The sequence below is a fragment of the Desulfoluna sp. CYM3A genome, from assembly GCF_056829965.1.
This window is the reverse complement of record NZ_CP186556.1, coordinates 3230750-3245965: the sequence shown is the minus strand read 5'-3', so window position 1 is coordinate 3245965 and position 15216 is coordinate 3230750. Positions and strand designations below refer to the sequence as shown.

Sequence of the window (15216 nt, the reverse complement as noted above, 5' to 3'; positions counted from 1 at the left end):
AATATAGATTTTTTATCAAGTTCATCAGTTTTTGCTTGCAATCATTCTCCATTCGGATAATGATTTTTCATGTCATCACATTTTCCATCCCACTGCGCATCCGAATAGTTCCCACGCGCCTTTGCAGGTGCTTCGATGCGAACCGGGTCTGCCAGGGCTCCGTCAGTTACCGGACGGGCCTTTGAAGCAGGCTCCCTGATTTATTCTATCCCACACGTCAAAGAGTTCGTGCCTGAACAGCCCGTGGGCGTTGCCGGTTTGATGCCGGTGCTTGGGTTCGGGTACGGGGTTCGGCCTGCACCGCCGAACGTATCCTGTCGCTTCGCGATGCACTACACTTAGGAGATGAAGACGTGAAATTGAAATTGTATCACAAGATTATCATTGGTCTGGTTGCCGGTTTTTTTGCCGGGATCCTGTTGGGAGACAAAGCTGAATACCTTAAGCCCATCGGGGATATCTTCATTCGATGCCTGCGGCTCATCGTGGTTCCCCTGATTGTCCACCCGGGTCACCGGCGTGACCAGCGCCGGGGACCCCAAGAAGATCGGTTCCCTGGGCATCAAGACCGTGACCTACTTCATCGTGACCACCTTTTTTGCCGTTGTCATCGGCCTGGTGGTGGCCAACGGCTTTCAGCCGGGCGCGGGCCTGGCCCTGGGCGAGGTGAGTGAGATCGCAAGGCCCGACAAGGTCTCTCCCATGCAGATGATCGTCAACATGGTTCCCCTGAACCCTGCCGAGGCCCTGGCCAAGGGCAACGTTCTCCAGATCATCATCTTTGCCCTGCTTTTCGGTGGCGCCCTCTCCCTTGCCGGTGACAAGGGCAAGCCCGTGGCCGATTTTTTCGCGGCCCTTGCCGAGGTGATGTTCAAACTCTCCGACATCGTGATCCGCATGGCCCCTTACGGGGTGTTTGCCCTTATTGCCTGGACCTCTGGCAAGTTCGGCCTGGCCATTCTCATGCCCATGGGCAAGCTCATCGTGGCCACCTTGATTGCCAGCGTTCTCCACGTGCTCATTGTCTACACCGGAGCCGTCAAGTTCCTGGCCCGTGTCAGCCCCATCCACTACTTTAAAAAAGTCTTCGAGCCTGCTCTGGTGGGCCTGAGTACCTGCAGCGCGGCCGCGGCCTTCCCCTTTACCATGCGTGCCCAGAAGCAGCTCGGTGTCCCCGAGCGTGTCTCCGGGTTTACCCTGCCCATGGCCCTGACCATCAACATGGACGGTACTGCCTTGTACCAGGCCGTTGGCGCCGTGTTTGTGGCCAATATCTACGGGGTGGATCTCACCATTGCCCAGCAGGCGACCATCGTCATGACCGCGGTGCTGGCCTCCATCGGCACGGCCAGTATCCCGGGCGGTGGCCTCATCATGCTGACCCTGGTCCTTGAATCCGTGGGACTCCCCCTGGAAGGCATCGCCATTGTGGCGGGCATTGACCGAATCCTCGACATGTTCCGCACCACCACCAACATCTTCGGGGACAACTCCTCCGGTCTTGTTGTGGCAGCCCTTGAAAAGGACCTGGACCGTGAGATCGCGTCCACGCCCCTGAGTGACATGGAGATCGAGGAAGTCTGATAACGGATTCTGATTTCCGGGGTTTCCCAAAAAGCCCTTCGGTGCATGTCGCCGAAGGGCTTTTTTTATGGGGCCTTTTGCTTTGCTTTTCAGCGTCTATCTTTCCGGGTTTATGGTATAATAACACCGTAAGACCACACGCCGTCACATGCTTCATCCGGTCCTGCTTTGTTGACTGGGCTTCTCTCCTTTTTTTCATGCTCCTTTCCCACAGGTTTCGACCCCTTGTGTGGCCATGAACCGTTCACCGGCCTTTCGGACGGGCCCTTTGCCCCCCGGAGAGGCCGAATGACGACCCGAAAGGAGGGCACATGTACAACAGCAAACAAATTTGCGACAGGATCCGCAGCTTTTACCCGGATTCCGGTGAATGCGACAAAGACCTGCGCATCACCTACAACAAGGAGGAGCATGCCTGGCTGGTGGAGGCTTCGGGGTGGAAACGGCCCATGAAGACCTATGTGGAAGAGGCGGACGTGGATGCCTGCCTGTCTCGCGGCCATTGTGTGGGGCTGAGCTTTCAGGTGGGACAGATGCGGGCAAACGCCGGGGGCGGAAACATCGACGAATCCTGATACCGGGCCTTTTTGGCATGTCGGGGAAGAGACGGTGGGTGGATCTGAGTGTTGCGGGGCATGACCCCCGGACGCAGGATGCCCGGTGAAGGGAGTCCTGCGTCCTGTTGGTCACATTAATGTGACTGTGTGAGGATCTGGCTGAGGAAGAGCTGGGTTCGGTCGTAGGTGGGGTTGGTGAAGAACTCCTGTGGGGGCGCTTCCTCGATGATCTCCCCTGCGTCCATGAAGATGACCCGGTCGGCCACGGTGCGGGCAAAGCCCATTTCGTGGGTGACGCAGACCATGGTCATGCCCTCTTCGGCCAGCTCGGTCATGACGTCCAGAACCTCCTTGATCATCTCCGGGTCCAGGGCGCTGGTGGGCTCGTCAAAGAGCATGATGCGCGGGTTCATGCACAGGGCCCGCGCAATGGCGGCACGCTGCTGCTGGCCGCCGGAGAGTTGGCCGGGGTACTTGTGGGCCTGGGAATCGATATGAACCCGGGCCAGAAAGTCCATGGCCATTTTTTTTGCCTCTTTTTCCGGCATCTGCCGCACCCAGGTAGGGGCCAGGGTGAGGTTCTCCAGAATGGTGAGGTGGGGAAAGAGGTTGAACCCCTGGAAGACCATGCCCACGTTTTTCCGGATATCGGTGACGTTTTTCAGGTCCCGGGTGAGCTCGGTGCCCTCCACGGTGATGGTGCCCTGCTGGTGTTCTTCCAGGCGGTTGATGCACCGGATCAGGGTGGACTTGCCGGACCCCGAGGGGCCGCAGATGACGATGCGCTCTCCCTTGTGGACGCTCAGGTTGATGTGCTTGAGCACGTGGAAGTGGCCGTACCACTTGTTGAGGTCGTTGATCTCGATGACGACGGGTTGAGTCATGGTAAAAGCCCCTTTGCTACCAGGCGTTGTGTTTTTCAATGGATCGTCCGTACCGGCTGATGGAAAAGCAGATCACCCAGTAGACCAGGGCGCAGAAGACGTAAGCTTCGGCTTCGTAACCGAGCCAGTCCGGGTCCTGGGTGGAGGCTTTGATCATGCCGAGAAAATCGAGCAGGCCCACGATGATGACCAGGGAGGTGTCCTTGAACAGGGCCACGCAGCGCCCGATGATGGACGGGATGACGTGGTGAAGGGCCTGGGGCAGGACGATGAGGCGGGTGGCCTGCCACTTGGTGAGCCCTGTGGAGAGGGCCGCTTCCATCTGGCCGGGGGGAATGGCCTGGAGGCCGCCCCGGATCACTTCGGCGATGTAGGCCGACGAAAAGAGGATCACCCCGATCTGTACCCGGAGCAGGTTGTTGATGGTCACGCCTTCCGGGAGAAAGAGGGGGAGCATCACCGAGGCCATGAAGAGGATGGTGATGAGGGGAACCCCTCGGATGAGTTCGATGAGTCCCACGCACAGGGCTTTCACTCCGGCCATTTCGGAGCGTCGCCCCAGGGCCAGGAGCATGCCCAGGGGAAGGGAGATGAGGATCCCCACCACGGCCAGGCCCATGCTGAGCATGAGGCCGCCCCAGAGGGACTGGTCCACAGATGTCAGGCCCATGCCCCCGTTGATGATCCAGAAGACGGGCAGGGGCAGGGAGAACCAGAGGATGGCCAGGGTACGGGCGCTCACCAGGCGGAAGAGGGTAAGGATCACAACGCCCATGAGAAGCACGAAGGAGGCCACAGGTCTCCAGATATACTCCCCGGGATAAATGCCCACCATGAGCACGCGGAATTTTTCCACCACAAAGGCCCAGCAGGCCCCTTCCCGTGCCGCGCCGCAGGCGGCTTTCGTGACCCAGGACGCTTTGAATATCGCCCAGGAGAGAAGGGCGGGGATGGTGTTAAAGAGCAGGAGAAGGGCCAGGATGGTCAGGACCGTGTTGAGTTTGCCGTTAAACAGGTTCTGACGGATCCAGCCGATGGGCCCGGCCACGTCCAGTGGCGGCGCCTCCGCCGGTCTCGGGGTGAATGTTTTTATCGGTTCAGCTTCTGCGGGTATCATAATCACCACTTCTTTGTTTCTTAAACATGCACATAAACGCGCATTGACAAGTTGGGGCCCGGGGCATTTTTTCCTTAGCCCTTAGCCCTTAGCCCTTAGCCCTTAGCCCTTCAGCCATTAGCCTTTAACCCTTATCTCCCAATCAACTGCACCCTCGCGTTGAGCCAGTTCATGAACAGGGAGATGACCAGGTTGATGCACAGGTAGACGGACATCCACATGACGATGATCTCAATGGCCTGGTCGTTCTGGCCGATGACGGTGCCGCCCACGGAGACCATGTCCGGGTAGCCGATGGCCACGGCAAGGGAGCTGTTTTTCACGAGGCTGGCGTAATCGTTGGTGGTGGCGGGGATGGTAACCCGCAGGGCCTGGGGCAGGATGACCCGGCGCATGATAAGCCCCTCGGGCAGGCCCAGGGCGTGGGCGGCGTCAAGCTGGCCTTTGGCCACGGACTGAATGCCGCTGCGGACGTTTTCTGCGATAAAGGCGGCGGTGTAGAGGACCAGGCCGATGACCAGGGCGCAGAACTCCGGTCGGATGACGGAGCCTCCCCTGAAGTTGAAACCCTTGAGCACCGGCATCTCCAGGCTGGCCGGCAGACCCAGGAGCAGAGCGGCCACAAGGGGCAGGCCAAAGGTCAGGGCCAGGCCGATGCGGACGGAGGGCAGGGCGTGGCCTGTCTCTTTGCGCCTTTTCGTGGCCTTTCGGTGGACGATGACCGAGGCGATAAGGCCCAGGGCAAAGGCGGCGGGAATGAGCCAGAAGCCGCTCTCCGGAATGAGCTTGGGAAAGTAGATCCCCCGGTTGTTGAGGAAAAAGCCGATGCCCCAGTGAAGGCTTTGCCTGGGGGAGGGAAGGGCCGCAAGGACCACCCCGTAGGTGAAAAAGAGGATCAGCAGCAGGGGGATGTTGCGAAGCACCTCCACGTAGATCTCGGCGAGCCGCGCCACGAGCCAGTTGCCGGATACCCGTGCCACGCCCACCACCACGCCGATGAGGGTGGCCAGCACGATGCTGACGGCGGAAACATACAGGGTGTTGAGGACCCCGATGAAGAAGGCGTAGCCGTAAGTGTCGGCCGGAGTGTAGGGCAACAGGGCGTCGCTGATGGGCATGCCCGCTTCGTAGGAGAGGAATCCGAAGCCGGAGGCGATGTTCCGGGACGCGAGGTTGGCCTGTGTGTTTACAAAAAGCATGTGGCAGAACCAGAGAATCCCCCCCATGACAAGGAGCTGTATGAGGATGGTCCGGCCCTGCGCTTTGGACAGGGAAAGCAGTGGTTGTTTCATGAAAATGACATCTTTGTACGCTGGTGGTGATAACGATGGACGGGCAACGGAGAGCCTGGCTCTGCCGAAACCTGCAAGCCTCCGATGAACCGACACCGGAGGCTTGGGTGGTCAAGGGCTTGTCTTTGCCTTGACCCTGGGGCCGGGACAGGTCGGCAAGGGCCGGAAAAGGGAAAAACCCTTCACCGGCCCTTGATTTCTGTCGCGGACGCTGCGTTGTCAGGTGCAGATACGCACCGGACTTATCGGATGGGCATGGCGTACTGCAGCCCGCCTCGCAGCCAGAGGTTGTTCACGCCCCTGGGGATGTCCAGGGGGGTACCGGGGCCGAAGTGGCGGTTGTAGATCTCGCCGTAGTTGCCCACTGCTTTGATGGCGCGGACCAGCCACTCTTTGTCGAGGCCGAGGTAGCTGCCCGTGTCCCCGGAGGTGCCCAGCATGCGCTTGACAACGGGGTTCTGGGAGGTGGCCTTGATCTTGTCCACGTTGGCGGCGGTGATGCCGTTCTCTTCGGCGGCCACAAGGCCGTTGATGACCCAGGTCACGATGTCTTTCCACTGGTTGTCCCCGTGGCGGACCAGGGGAGCCAGGGGCTCTTTGGAGATGACCTCAGGCAGGATGGAGTGGGCCTTGGGGTCTTTTAAGGTGGAGCGCAGGGAGGCCAGCTGGCTGATGTCGGTGGTGAAGCAGTCGCAGCGGCCGGAGGCGTAAGCGTTGAGAGCTTCCTTTTTGCCGTCGAAGACCACGGCTTCCACCTTGATGCCGTTGGCGCGGGCAAAGTCGGCGAGGTTGAGTTCGGTGGTGGTGCCTGCGGTGACGCAGACCGATGCGCCGTCAAGCTCCCGGGCGGACCTGACGCCGAGTTTGTTGGGGATCAGAAAACCCTGGCCGTCGTAGAAGACGACGTGGGTGAAGTCAACGCCCTGTTTGCCGTCCCGCTTGAGGGTCCAGGTGGTGGTGCGGCTGGTCAGGTCCACCTGACCGGAGGAGACTGCCACGATTTTCTGCTTGGAAGCCAGGGGCACGAATTTGACCTTGGTGGGGTCCCCCAGGACAGCTGCGGCCACGGCGCGGGCCATGTCCACGTCAAAGCCCACCCAGGTGCCGGTGGAGTCGGGAATGGAGAAGCCGGGAACGCCTTCGCTGATGCCGCAGGTCAAGATGCCTTTGGCTTTCACATCTTCCAGGGTGCCTGCGAATACGGAGGCCGACATCATCAGAACAAAAGAAATGATCGAAAAGAGTAGAGCTGTTTTTTTCATAACACGATCCCCAATAAGTGAATAAATAGTTCGAACCTGACACCGATAGTAGATATGGGAACAGCCCCTTAAATTCAATCCTAAATTAGGTTTTGAGTCATAATGTTCCTTTAAAAGCCGGGGAAGTGCGCTTGATGTTCCTTGAAAGGGAAGGTGCTTGGCGTACCATTGGCGGCTCTGTTCGGGAGTACTGACTAGTTGTTCCGGTAACGCAAATGAGGGCGGGATCATGTGTGGAAGTCCGGGCCGTTTGTACGGGCCGTGAACCATTTTCATGTTCACGAAAACCAAAAAATAGGGTAAAGAGTTTAGACTGTCGAAGATTCCCAAGCAAACCGAAACAGCCGTTGGTGCGGCCCTGCTTCGTGCGGGGTGCATGCAGAAAACAGCGGCCCCCTGTGTCGCAGGAGGGGTGTTTTGCGGGGCGTCATAACCAATCCATCCTCATTAGGTAGGGTGCCTCACTTCGGTGAGGAAGAGAAGAATGCAGGTGTGAAATGGCTGACTACGATAAGTCTCCGTATGGCTGGAGTGAGGGCGACGGTGTCTCCCTCTACAACAAGATCAAAGAAGATCTCAAGACAGCTATGAAAACAAAGGACACCGCTGCCCGGGACACGTTCCGTCTGATTATGGGGGAGTTCCCCAAGCTGACGGTTGCCATCACCCTTGAGAGTGGCAAGAAGACCACCCGGGTGAAGAATCCCGATGAGATCACCGACGAGGACCTCCAAAACATCATCCGCAGCCTTGTGAAGTCGGAGAAGACGGTGCTGGAGGTCAAAGGTGAGGCCACCTCGGCCTACCTTGAGCTTCTTCAGAGATACCTTCCCCGCATGGCCGATGAGGCCGAAATCAAGGCATGGATCGACGCCAACGTCGATTTTTCGTCCCTGAAAAGCCCCATGCAGGCCATGGGTCAGGTGATGAAGCATTTTGGCAAGCTGGCCGACGGCAATCAGGTAAAGGAGATTCTCAAGGAGATGTGCTAAATGAGAGAAAAGGTCACAGAGGTGATGCAGCGGATTGCCTTTCTGGAGAAGGACCTGGATCTCCAGAAGCACATCCTGCGTGCCTTGCCTGCCGATGAAGAGGCCCAGGGCCGGGAGGTCCTTTCGGCCATTGCCGAGATCAAGGGGAAGATCGATGCCTGTCGCCAGGAGATCAAGGCCCTGGATCCCGAGGAATACGATCGGATGATTCGGTTTGAGGGGGCTGCTGCGGCGTTTAAAAAGGCCGCCGAGGGTCGTGAGTTTGTCTCCGTCATCGATCTCAACACCCACGTGGAATGCCGTATCGAGACCGTGGATGGCTCGTCCATCGATTGCTTGGTCAAGGCCCGCGACACCACCGGAGAGTGGCTCATCATGACCGTGGACGGCGACGTCATGACCCTGGGGGCGGACCAGGTTCCGGAAGAAGGGGCCTAAGCCGGTTTTTTGGAGCACACGAATCGGGCGTCACCGACGGATTTGCCGGTGACGCCCATTGACGATGCCGTGGTGCGCCCCGCCATCGGGGGCGGTGCCGTATGGAATCCGGCTGTGCGGGCGTTTAGTAATGGGGCGGCTTCTCGTTGGAAGGGGCGCGCTCCATGCGGGTGTCTGCGATCTGCGACACCTTGTCCAGAAGAAACTCCACCGCGTTTTTAAGCCGGTCGATCTCCCGCTGCTGCTCAATGACCACGCTGTTGAGCTCGTCAATGGTGTGCTCCTGAAAGGCCAGTTTGGTCTCGATGTCCATCAACCGATCCTCACTCATGATCGCCCCCTTTCATTTTGAGTTTTTTGCAAACCATAAGGTATGTTTCCCGCCTCGTTTGAGCCGTGCCTTGACGCGGACTTCCTCCACGGCAAGGCCGCACCCTTTGAGTCGCTTGGTAAAAACCGGGTCGGCGTGGGCCGACCAGACCCCCAGCACGCCGCCGGGAACCAGATGCCGTTTGGCAGAGAGAATCCCTGCCTTGCTGTAAAGGCTGTCGTTTTCGCTTCGGGTGAGGCCGTCCGGGCCGTTGTCCACGTCAAGGAGGATGGCGTCCCATGGTCCTTTTTCTTTGATGGCGTCGGCCACATCTCCCACAAACACAGAGGCCCGTGGATCGTTTAAGGGGTGTCCGGCCAGGTGTCCGTAATGGTTGCGGTTCCAGTCCACCACCTCGGGCACCAGCTCCGCCACGGTGACGGCGGCATCTTTTCCCGCATGGTCCAGGGCCGCTCGCAGGGTGTAGCCCATGCCGAGGCCACCCACGAGAATCCGGCATCCGTCGCAGGCGCCAAGGCGGTTTATGGCCTCCCGGGCCAGGACCTCCTCGGAACCGTGTGCACGGCTGTTCATCAGTTCGTATCCGTCGGTGCGGATGGAGAACTCATCCTGCCGCCTTGTCAACCGAAGGGTGTCGCCCCCCGGTACGTCAGCCTCTCCCAGAAACTCCCAGGGAATCATTGTACGTGTCCTTTGTCTTCCTGCCTGCGGTGTGGCGCAATGGCGGGAAATAAAACCAATTACGGTAAAAATAGCCTTCGGCCATGGGTGACGGGCCTTCCGGCCTCTGTGGTGTTCCATCCGGGATGTCAGGATATCACAGGGACGGGGTCAGGAAAACAACCTCAAGAAGGTGTCGCCCACTGCCATGGGCTTCGGGCAAAGGTCTTCTTTTACAGGGAGGCGGCAAAAATGACAAATGATTTCATGGGACGCACGGTTTGCGTGCCCTGTTTTTGTGGCCTGGGGGCCTGATTCCGGAAGAATGCCTGAAACGTACCCTGTATATTCACCTTGACAAGCGGATCGGTTCACCCCTAGTCTTGACATGGCTCTCCCCTTCTCCTGCAACCTGTGTTTCGCAGACCTCTTCACCAGCCTTCTCCCGCCGGACTCGCTCCGGTGACAGCCCGTCTTCCAGCTTCAATGACAATCATGGACCCCTTTTTTGCGATGATAAGGAGACGTGTATGGACAAGATCCGTTTTGACGACCAGGTGGTGGTGATCACCGGGGCCGGCTCCGGCATCGGTCGGGCCTATGCCCATGCCTTTGCGTCCCGGGGAGCCCGGGTGGTGGTCAATGACCTCGGAGGAAACCGGGACGGCACGGGAAAGGCGCATGAAGCCGCAGACAAGGTGGTGAGCGAATTGGCGCAGTACGGGGGCGGCGCCCGTTCCTCGGACCTTACCAACTCGGTGGCCAGCGCCCGTGGCGGCGAACGGATCATCGCCACGGCCGAGGATGCCTTTGGCCGGGTGGACGTCCTTGTGAACAACGCGGGGGTTTTACGGGACAAGAGCCTTTTGAAGATGACCGAGGAAGACTGGGAGCTTGTGGTGGATGTCCACCTCAAGGGGGCCTTTTGCGTGACGCGCCCTGCCTTTGCCCTGATGAAAAAGAACGGGTACGGCCGGATCATCAACACCACCTCGGGCTCGGGCCTTTACGGCAACTTCGGTCAGTCCGCCTACATGGCGGCCAAGATGGGGGTGGTGGGGTTGATGCACAGCGTGGTGGCCGAAGGGAGCAAGCACAACATTCTATGCAACGCCATTTCTCCGGTGGCGGCATCCCGCATGACCGACGACGTGATGCCCCCTGAGATTCTTACCAAGCTGAAGCCCGAGTTCATCGCCCCCCTGGTGCTCTACCTTGCCTCCCAGGAGAACCGGGAGACGGGGATGATTTTTAACTGCGCAGCGGGCTGGTTCAGCCGCACCGCCATCTGCTGTGCCCCGGGGCTCTGTCTCGGCGATGCGGAGCGTCCCATCACGCCGGAAGAGATCCAAGCCAACTGGGAAGGCATCACCTCCCTTGAGAATGCTGCTCCCCTGGGCTCCGTGGTGGATTCGTTCCGGTTCATGGCATCGCTTTTTTAAAATACGACCTCCAGGATGAGATTGGCGAAGCCCTCGTTGTCCCGGACCTTGTACCCGGCCTCCACCGGCCGCACGGCAATGACGCTGCCGTCCGAGGAAGGAGCCGCAGAGGCCGGATAGTTTACCACTCTTTGATTTCTTTACAGCAACCTTTCGCAATAATACTCTATAACTCCGATTGGTCGTTTTCTCGTAGAATATCCGGGCCAAGGCTCCGAGTTTGACACCCCGCACCGGTCGGGGTATACTGATTTCATGGAATAACGCAGTGTTCTGTCCCATCTCCGGCGATTTCGGTACCGGATTTCCTTCCCATGTTTTTCTCCTTGCCCCTTCCGCATCAGGTCTCATTGGTTTCCCCTTAAAACAGACGAACGATGCTTGTTGATTCACCGGGAACACTGGATGATCAATGCCTCGGAAACGCCCGGCAAGGGCGCGATCCGATCCAGGGGGTGCCATGGAAGATATGTATACGATCCAAGATGAAAAACGGGTGGTCACGTTAAAGGGGCGACGCTCCGGAAGCGAGCGCCGCAACACGGGCTCGGAACCTCAGGCCAGTGAGGCGCCGGCAGACCGCAGAAAGGGGCTTGAGAGGCGACACCGGCGGGTGCTCTCCTCCAGGGAGGTCCTGTTCGAGCGCATCAGCAGCCTCACCAACGGCATTGCCCTCCTGGCCGTGGGGCTCTTTTTTCTCCTTACCGGGCTCACCTTTCTGCCCGTGGTCGGGCTCTTTGTGGGTGGCTACATCATCTACAAGAGCTTTGCCGTCATGGCCGAGGTGCTGCACAAGGTGCAGTAGGGGGCACGGTGTCGGAGGGCTTTTCCCTTGAAGGAGAGCCTTCGGTCTCGTATGTAGGGGAGGGCAGCCTGAAACGTGGGGTTCAAGGCCGCCCGCCAACCCCAACCGAGAGACGTGAGACGTTCCGTGAACCCAGAAAAAAATCAGGGATCCTTCCTGATCCGAGTGGCCTTTTTTTTCCTTTTTCTCCTCTTTTTCATGGTGATCCATTCCGTGGGCTCCGTGTGTGTCGCCCTTGCGCCCGTTCCCAAGGTGGTGCGTCTGGTGCTGCACATGGCAGGGGAGGTGGTGAATCTCGTTTTTTTTGCCTTCAGCCTCTTTCTTGCCCGGGAGGCCGGCATCGCTTTTGTTCAGGAGCGGTGCTTCTTTTTTGAGGCCATGGGTGTGGCGTTTAAGCGAAGCTTCCGGCTCCTGCCGTTTGTCAACGCCCGGGAACCGCTTTCCGAAAAGCCACATCCCATGGATTCCACCGAGGTGCCGGTGAATACCCTGAGCAGCCGGACACGCTTTGATTGATGCCTGTCTGCGGGAACCGGAGCCATAGAAAATCCCGGCGGCAGCCGTCATGAATCTCCTTGAAATCAGCACGGGAATCGACTACACCTTCCCTTCACCTGCCCCACAGGCCCGGGCTTTCGTTTGCCGGCGCCGGGAACCGTGGGAGCCGCCCGGGGGATGAGCCGCCGGACATGCATGCCCGAAAGGGGAAAAGGTTGGTCTGGCGATGCGCCGTGATGTGAAATCAAATATTGTCAAACTCTATGTGATCAAGATCTCCAAGTGGCTGATGCTCACCGTGCCCATTGTGTTTCTCTTTTACCGGGAGAACGGGCTAGGCACCCGGGACCTTTTTCTGCTCAAGGCGGCATACTCCTTTGCCGTGGTGCTGATGGAGATTCCCTCGGGATACTTTGGGGATATCTGGGGGCGCAAGGTCTCTTTGGTCATCGGCAGTGTCATGGGGGCCGTTGGTTTCGGCCTGTACAGCGTGTCTTCCGGGTTCTGGGGGTTCCTTGCCTGCGAGATGATCCTCGGGGTGGGCCAGAGCTTTATCTCGGGGTCGGATTCCGCCCTTCTTTACGACACTCTGGAAGAGCAGGGGCTGGGCAATACCTACCTGAAAGAAGAGGGGCGCCTGGTCTCCAGCGGCAACTACGCCGAAGCCATCGCCGCACCCATCGGGGTGGGGCTTGCAGCCCTGAGCCTCGGACTCCTTTTTATTTCCAGGCAGTGGTGGCCTTTTCCGCGGTACCCGCGTCCCTCCTCCTTTTCGAGCCCCAGCGGCGACGGGTCATCCAAAAGGGAAATTTTACCCAGATTTTTCAGATCATCCGCTACGCCCTTACCCGGAACACGGGCCTTAAGTGGCGCATCGTCTATTCGTCCGTCATCGGTACGGCCACCCTCACCATGGCATGGCTGATCCAGCCCTATTTCGTGCACCTGTCCGTTCCCCTGGCCCTCTACGGGTTGTTTCTCCCTGCCCTGAACCTGACCACCGGCTTTGTCTCCATGACGTGGAAAGGCCTGGGCAGGCCGGCTGGGGCGGGACCTAACCGTCTTGCTCATCGCCTTTTGCATCGGGTCAGGCTATCTTTGCCTCAGTCTGTTCTCCACCATCTGGGCCGTGGCGTTTCTTTACCTTTTTTATATGGTCCGCGGGGTGGCCACCCCGGTGCTTCGAAACTATATCAACGAGTCCACCCCTTCGGAGATCCGGGCCACGGTCCTCTCCATCCGAAGCCTCATCATTCGCCTCTCCTTTGTGGCCGTTGGGCCGTTTCTGGGATGGTATGCCGATGGGTACGGTATGTCCGCTACCCTGCTGGTGGGCGGGACGGTGTTTCTTGCCGCCGGGCTCTGGACAGGCCTGCAGCTCCGCAAGGAGGCCCCGGGTAATGCCGTTGAGCCCTTTCTTTCCGATGACGGTGTGCTGCCGCCGTCCCGGTGAACGAGGCGATTTGCACGGCCTCGGAAAAAGGGTGGAGTGATCTTGGTCATACCGTTTTTGGTCGAAATGAGTTATAAAAAATGGTCTTATTTTTATGAATGAAACATGAGGAAAGGTCTTCCCCCCCATGGAATCACAGAAATTGACCGGTATCGCCATTCGACTCCTGGCCCTTTTCTATGCCGTCAAAGCATTTTTCGCCATTCCCGGTGTCGTGGGCAATTACTTTATGTCTAAGGATGCCCTGCGGATGCTCCCCGGAGATGAGGCCTTTGCCATGGCCGCCCGGGTGAGTGCCTTTGCCCAGCTCAATGCGTTTCTGCCCTTTGTGATGCTTCTTTTTTCAGGGGTGCTCCTCGCCAAGGCAGATACCCTGGCGCAGGCCTTCAACCCCGTGCCCTTTGAGCTGCCGTCGGCCCCTGAAGTCACCCCCGCGGCTCTGGTGAAGGGGGCCTTGTTTCTCCTGGGGCTCGTGGGTATCGGCTTCTCCTTTCATTACCTGGCGGCCTTTGGATCCACCTGGGCGGTGTACGGAAGCAAGGTGGCTCTTTTGGAGACCTCGGCCAAGGTTCGCCTCTGGTCCGGGTGCGTGACCGGAGGGCTTTATCTGGCCTGCGGCGTGGGATTGCTCCGGTATGCAGGGGTTATTGCGCGCCGGGTGTTTCCCGTGGGCACATGAGTCGGCCCCCGTGGCAGGGCCGACGTGGCAAGGTTATTCAATACGGTAGGTTCCCTTTGACCCAAGGGATGATGACGAAAACGAGGGTGTGTATGAAAAAACGACGAATTCTGCTGATTTGTGTTCTGTGCCTTTTCTGGGCCCATGGGAGCCTGGCTGGCACCCCGGCACCGGCGGACAAGGATGGCTTTCCCGGCGGGTACAGCCAGGAACGGTTCCTCACGGACAAAGCCAAGGCGGGTAAAGGCGATGCCGGGGCTCAGTTCGTGATGGGCTACCTTTACCATCGCCAGGTGGTTGATTTTGTGAAGGCAGACAGCTCCAAAGCGTTTGCCTGGTACCAGAAAGCCGCCCTTCAGGGGCACCTCCAGGCCTGTCAGATGCTGGGCCTCATGTACCAGAAAGGGGACGGCACCAAGGCAGACCCGGAAGCGGCCAAGCGCTACTATCAGTATGCCGCAGATCGTGGGCTGGCCGAAGCCCGCTACGGCCTGGGCCTGCTCTACGCCGAAGGGGTGGGTGTTCCCCGTGACGAGGAGCTGGCGATTTTCTGGTTCAAAAAGGCGTCCCGGCAGAATTTTTCCCCGGCCTGTGTTGCCCTCGGCGTGATGTACGCAGGGGGACGGGGCGTGAGCAAGAACATGGAGGCGGCCTTCAACTGGTTTCTGCGATCGGCGGAGCTCGGCAACAGCGAAGGCATGTTGAGGGTGGCGGGAATGTACCGCACCGGCATCGGGGTTCCCCAGGACATCGGGATTGCCATCCGCTGGCTGGAGGAGGCCCTCAAGGTGAAGTCCCGCTCCTCCCTGCTTGCAACCAACGATTTGGCCTGGATTCTGGCCACCTGCCCGGACGTGACCTACCGGGACAGCAAGCGGGCCTTGAAACTTGCCGAACACCTCGTGGCCTCGGGGGCAACCCAGCCCAGCGCCCTGGATACCCTGGCAGCGGCCTACGCCGCCAACGGCATGTACGAAAAAGCCATCCATGTTCAGGAGGATGCCATCAAGAAGCTCGATGAAACCGGTGAAAAGGAGCTGGAGGCCCCCTTGCGGGAGCGGCTGGAGCTTTACAAGGCGGGAAAATCCTGGGTGGAACCGCTGAAAAACGTAACCCAGGCGGAAAAAAAGTAACGGGAAGGCCAGACAATCGCGGCCCTGTTTTCACTGAGGCCATGCAAAAGCCCCGGGTTCATCGAACCCGGGGCTTTGTTGTTTTCTGG

The 15216-nt window shown here is 59.0% G+C and carries 17 protein-coding genes and 2 pseudogenes; 12 read left to right on the top strand and 7 right to left on the bottom strand.

What is annotated here, in order from left to right; genetic code table 11:
• Window positions 1-353: 353 nt before the first annotated feature.
• The 3 genes and pseudogenes from ACOYW1_RS16550 to ACOYW1_RS16540 form a co-directional block, all read left to right on the top strand.
• Window positions 354-443 (top strand): annotated as a pseudogene (locus ACOYW1_RS16550) (hypothetical protein); the annotation flags it as partial.
• A 76-nt stretch (window positions 444-519) separates the two neighbouring features.
• Window positions 520-1584 carry a dicarboxylate/amino acid:cation symporter gene (locus ACOYW1_RS16545; RefSeq protein WP_482418902.1) on the top strand — a complete coding sequence of 355 codons (1065 nt, stop codon included), beginning with the start codon at window positions 520-522 and terminating at the stop codon, window positions 1582-1584.
• A 311-nt stretch (window positions 1585-1895) separates the two neighbouring features.
• Window positions 1896-2159 carry a hypothetical protein gene (locus ACOYW1_RS16540; protein WP_482415617.1) on the top strand — a complete coding sequence of 88 codons (264 nt, stop codon included), beginning with the start codon at window positions 1896-1898 and terminating at the stop codon, window positions 2157-2159.
• Window positions 2160-2275: 116 nt separating this feature from the next.
• Here ACOYW1_RS16540 and ACOYW1_RS16535 read toward each other — a convergent pair whose 3' ends face one another.
• From ACOYW1_RS16535 to ACOYW1_RS16520, 4 genes are all read right to left on the bottom strand, one after another.
• Window positions 2276-3025 carry an amino acid ABC transporter ATP-binding protein gene (locus ACOYW1_RS16535; protein ID WP_482415618.1) on the bottom strand — a complete coding sequence of 250 codons (750 nt, stop codon included), beginning with the start codon at window positions 3023-3025 and terminating at the stop codon, window positions 2276-2278.
• Window positions 3026-3041: 16 nt separating this feature from the next.
• Entirely contained in the window at window positions 3042-4142 is a 1101-nt protein-coding gene (locus ACOYW1_RS16530; protein ID WP_482418901.1) for an amino acid ABC transporter permease, read from the bottom strand.
• Between the two features lie 131 nt (window positions 4143-4273).
• Entirely contained in the window at window positions 4274-5434 is a 1161-nt protein-coding gene (locus ACOYW1_RS16525) for an amino acid ABC transporter permease (protein WP_482418900.1), read from the bottom strand.
• A gap of 242 nt (window positions 5435-5676) precedes the next feature.
• Window positions 5677-6612: an amino acid ABC transporter substrate-binding protein gene (locus ACOYW1_RS16520; RefSeq protein WP_482418899.1), complete on the bottom strand. Its 936-nt coding sequence runs from the start codon at window positions 6610-6612 to the stop codon at window positions 5677-5679.
• Window positions 6613-7193: 581 nt separating this feature from the next.
• Between ACOYW1_RS16520 and ACOYW1_RS16515 the strand changes: the two genes are divergently transcribed.
• Both ACOYW1_RS16515 and ACOYW1_RS16510 read left to right on the top strand, forming a co-directional pair.
• The gene (locus ACOYW1_RS16515) at window positions 7194-7688 is read left to right on the top strand and encodes a GatB/YqeY domain-containing protein (RefSeq protein ID WP_482415621.1); all 495 of its coding nucleotides are present in this window, start codon (window positions 7194-7196) and stop codon (window positions 7686-7688) included.
• Window positions 7689-8126 carry a hypothetical protein gene (locus ACOYW1_RS16510; RefSeq protein ID WP_482415622.1) on the top strand — a complete coding sequence of 146 codons (438 nt, stop codon included), beginning with the start codon at window positions 7689-7691 and terminating at the stop codon, window positions 8124-8126.
• Between the two features lie 124 nt (window positions 8127-8250).
• Here the strand turns inward: ACOYW1_RS16510 and ACOYW1_RS16505 are convergent, their stop codons facing one another.
• Together ACOYW1_RS16505 and ACOYW1_RS16500 are read right to left on the bottom strand one after the other, a co-directional pair.
• A complete protein-coding gene (locus ACOYW1_RS16505) occupies window positions 8251-8457 on the bottom strand; it encodes a SlyX family protein (protein ID WP_180143182.1) in 207 nt (68 codons plus the stop codon).
• Between the two features lie 12 nt (window positions 8458-8469).
• Window positions 8470-9138: a spermidine synthase gene (locus ACOYW1_RS16500; RefSeq protein ID WP_482418898.1), complete on the bottom strand. Its 669-nt coding sequence runs from the start codon at window positions 9136-9138 to the stop codon at window positions 8470-8472.
• 509 nt (window positions 9139-9647) lie between these two features.
• Between ACOYW1_RS16500 and ACOYW1_RS16495 the strand changes: the two genes are divergently transcribed.
• Window positions 9648-10559 carry an SDR family oxidoreductase gene (locus tag ACOYW1_RS16495; RefSeq protein ID WP_482418897.1) on the top strand — a complete coding sequence of 304 codons (912 nt, stop codon included), beginning with the start codon at window positions 9648-9650 and terminating at the stop codon, window positions 10557-10559.
• Here ACOYW1_RS16495 and ACOYW1_RS16490 read toward each other — a convergent pair.
• Window positions 10556-10687 carry a hypothetical protein gene (locus ACOYW1_RS16490; protein ID WP_482418896.1) on the bottom strand — a complete coding sequence of 44 codons (132 nt, stop codon included), beginning with the start codon at window positions 10685-10687 and terminating at the stop codon, window positions 10556-10558. The genes ACOYW1_RS16495 and ACOYW1_RS16490 overlap by 4 nt on opposite strands.
• 332 nt (window positions 10688-11019) lie before the next feature.
• Here ACOYW1_RS16490 and ACOYW1_RS16485 point away from each other — a divergent pair, with 332 nt between their 5' ends.
• The 6 genes and pseudogenes from ACOYW1_RS16485 to ACOYW1_RS16460 all read left to right on the top strand — a co-directional run bounded on the left by ACOYW1_RS16485 (window position 11020) and on the right by ACOYW1_RS16460 (window position 15127).
• A complete protein-coding gene (locus ACOYW1_RS16485) occupies window positions 11020-11364 on the top strand; it encodes a hypothetical protein (protein ID WP_482415626.1) in 345 nt (114 codons plus the stop codon).
• A gap of 126 nt (window positions 11365-11490) precedes the next feature.
• On the top strand, window positions 11491-11880 hold the full coding sequence (locus ACOYW1_RS16480) for a hypothetical protein (protein WP_482418895.1): 390 nt from the start codon (window positions 11491-11493) through the stop codon (window positions 11878-11880).
• A gap of 220 nt (window positions 11881-12100) precedes the next feature.
• A complete protein-coding gene (locus tag ACOYW1_RS16475) occupies window positions 12101-12787 on the top strand; it encodes an MFS transporter (protein WP_482418894.1) in 687 nt (228 codons plus the stop codon).
• A gap of 114 nt (window positions 12788-12901) precedes the next feature.
• A pseudogene (locus tag ACOYW1_RS16470) lies at window positions 12902-13315 on the top strand (MFS transporter); the annotation flags it as partial.
• Between the two features lie 127 nt (window positions 13316-13442).
• Window positions 13443-13994, top strand: coding sequence for a hypothetical protein (locus ACOYW1_RS16465; RefSeq protein ID WP_482418893.1), 552 nt, complete (start codon window positions 13443-13445; stop codon window positions 13992-13994).
• A 92-nt stretch (window positions 13995-14086) separates the two neighbouring features.
• Window positions 14087-15127: a tetratricopeptide repeat protein gene (locus ACOYW1_RS16460; protein WP_482418892.1), complete on the top strand. Its 1041-nt coding sequence runs from the start codon at window positions 14087-14089 to the stop codon at window positions 15125-15127.
• The last annotated feature ends 89 nt before the right edge of the window (window positions 15128-15216 follow it).

Excerpts from the sequence above, each read along its gene's own strand:
- ACOYW1_RS16485 (WP_482415626.1), top strand. The coding sequence starts at position 11,020 with ATGGAAGATATGTATACGATCCAAGATGAAAAACGGGTGGTCACGTTA.
- ACOYW1_RS16465 (WP_482418893.1), top strand. The coding sequence starts at position 13,443 with ATGGAATCACAGAAATTGACCGGTATCGCCATTCGACTCCTGGCCCTT.
- ACOYW1_RS16510 (WP_482415622.1), top strand. The coding sequence starts at position 7,689 with ATGAGAGAAAAGGTCACAGAGGTGATGCAGCGGATTGCCTTTCTGGAG.
- ACOYW1_RS16505 (WP_180143182.1), bottom strand. The coding sequence starts at position 8,457 with ATGAGTGAGGATCGGTTGATGGACATCGAGACCAAACTGGCCTTTCAG.
- ACOYW1_RS16540 (WP_482415617.1), top strand. The coding sequence starts at position 1,896 with ATGTACAACAGCAAACAAATTTGCGACAGGATCCGCAGCTTTTACCCG.
- ACOYW1_RS16460 (WP_482418892.1), top strand. The coding sequence starts at position 14,087 with ATGAAAAAACGACGAATTCTGCTGATTTGTGTTCTGTGCCTTTTCTGG.
- ACOYW1_RS16515 (WP_482415621.1), top strand. The coding sequence starts at position 7,194 with ATGGCTGACTACGATAAGTCTCCGTATGGCTGGAGTGAGGGCGACGGT.
- ACOYW1_RS16530 (WP_482418901.1), bottom strand. The coding sequence starts at position 4,142 with ATGATACCCGCAGAAGCTGAACCGATAAAAACATTCACCCCGAGACCG.
- ACOYW1_RS16500 (WP_482418898.1), bottom strand. The coding sequence starts at position 9,138 with ATGATTCCCTGGGAGTTTCTGGGAGAGGCTGACGTACCGGGGGGCGAC.
- ACOYW1_RS16495 (WP_482418897.1), top strand. The coding sequence starts at position 9,648 with ATGGACAAGATCCGTTTTGACGACCAGGTGGTGGTGATCACCGGGGCC.
- ACOYW1_RS16535 (WP_482415618.1), bottom strand. The coding sequence starts at position 3,025 with ATGACTCAACCCGTCGTCATCGAGATCAACGACCTCAACAAGTGGTAC.
- ACOYW1_RS16525 (WP_482418900.1), bottom strand. The coding sequence starts at position 5,434 with ATGAAACAACCACTGCTTTCCCTGTCCAAAGCGCAGGGCCGGACCATC.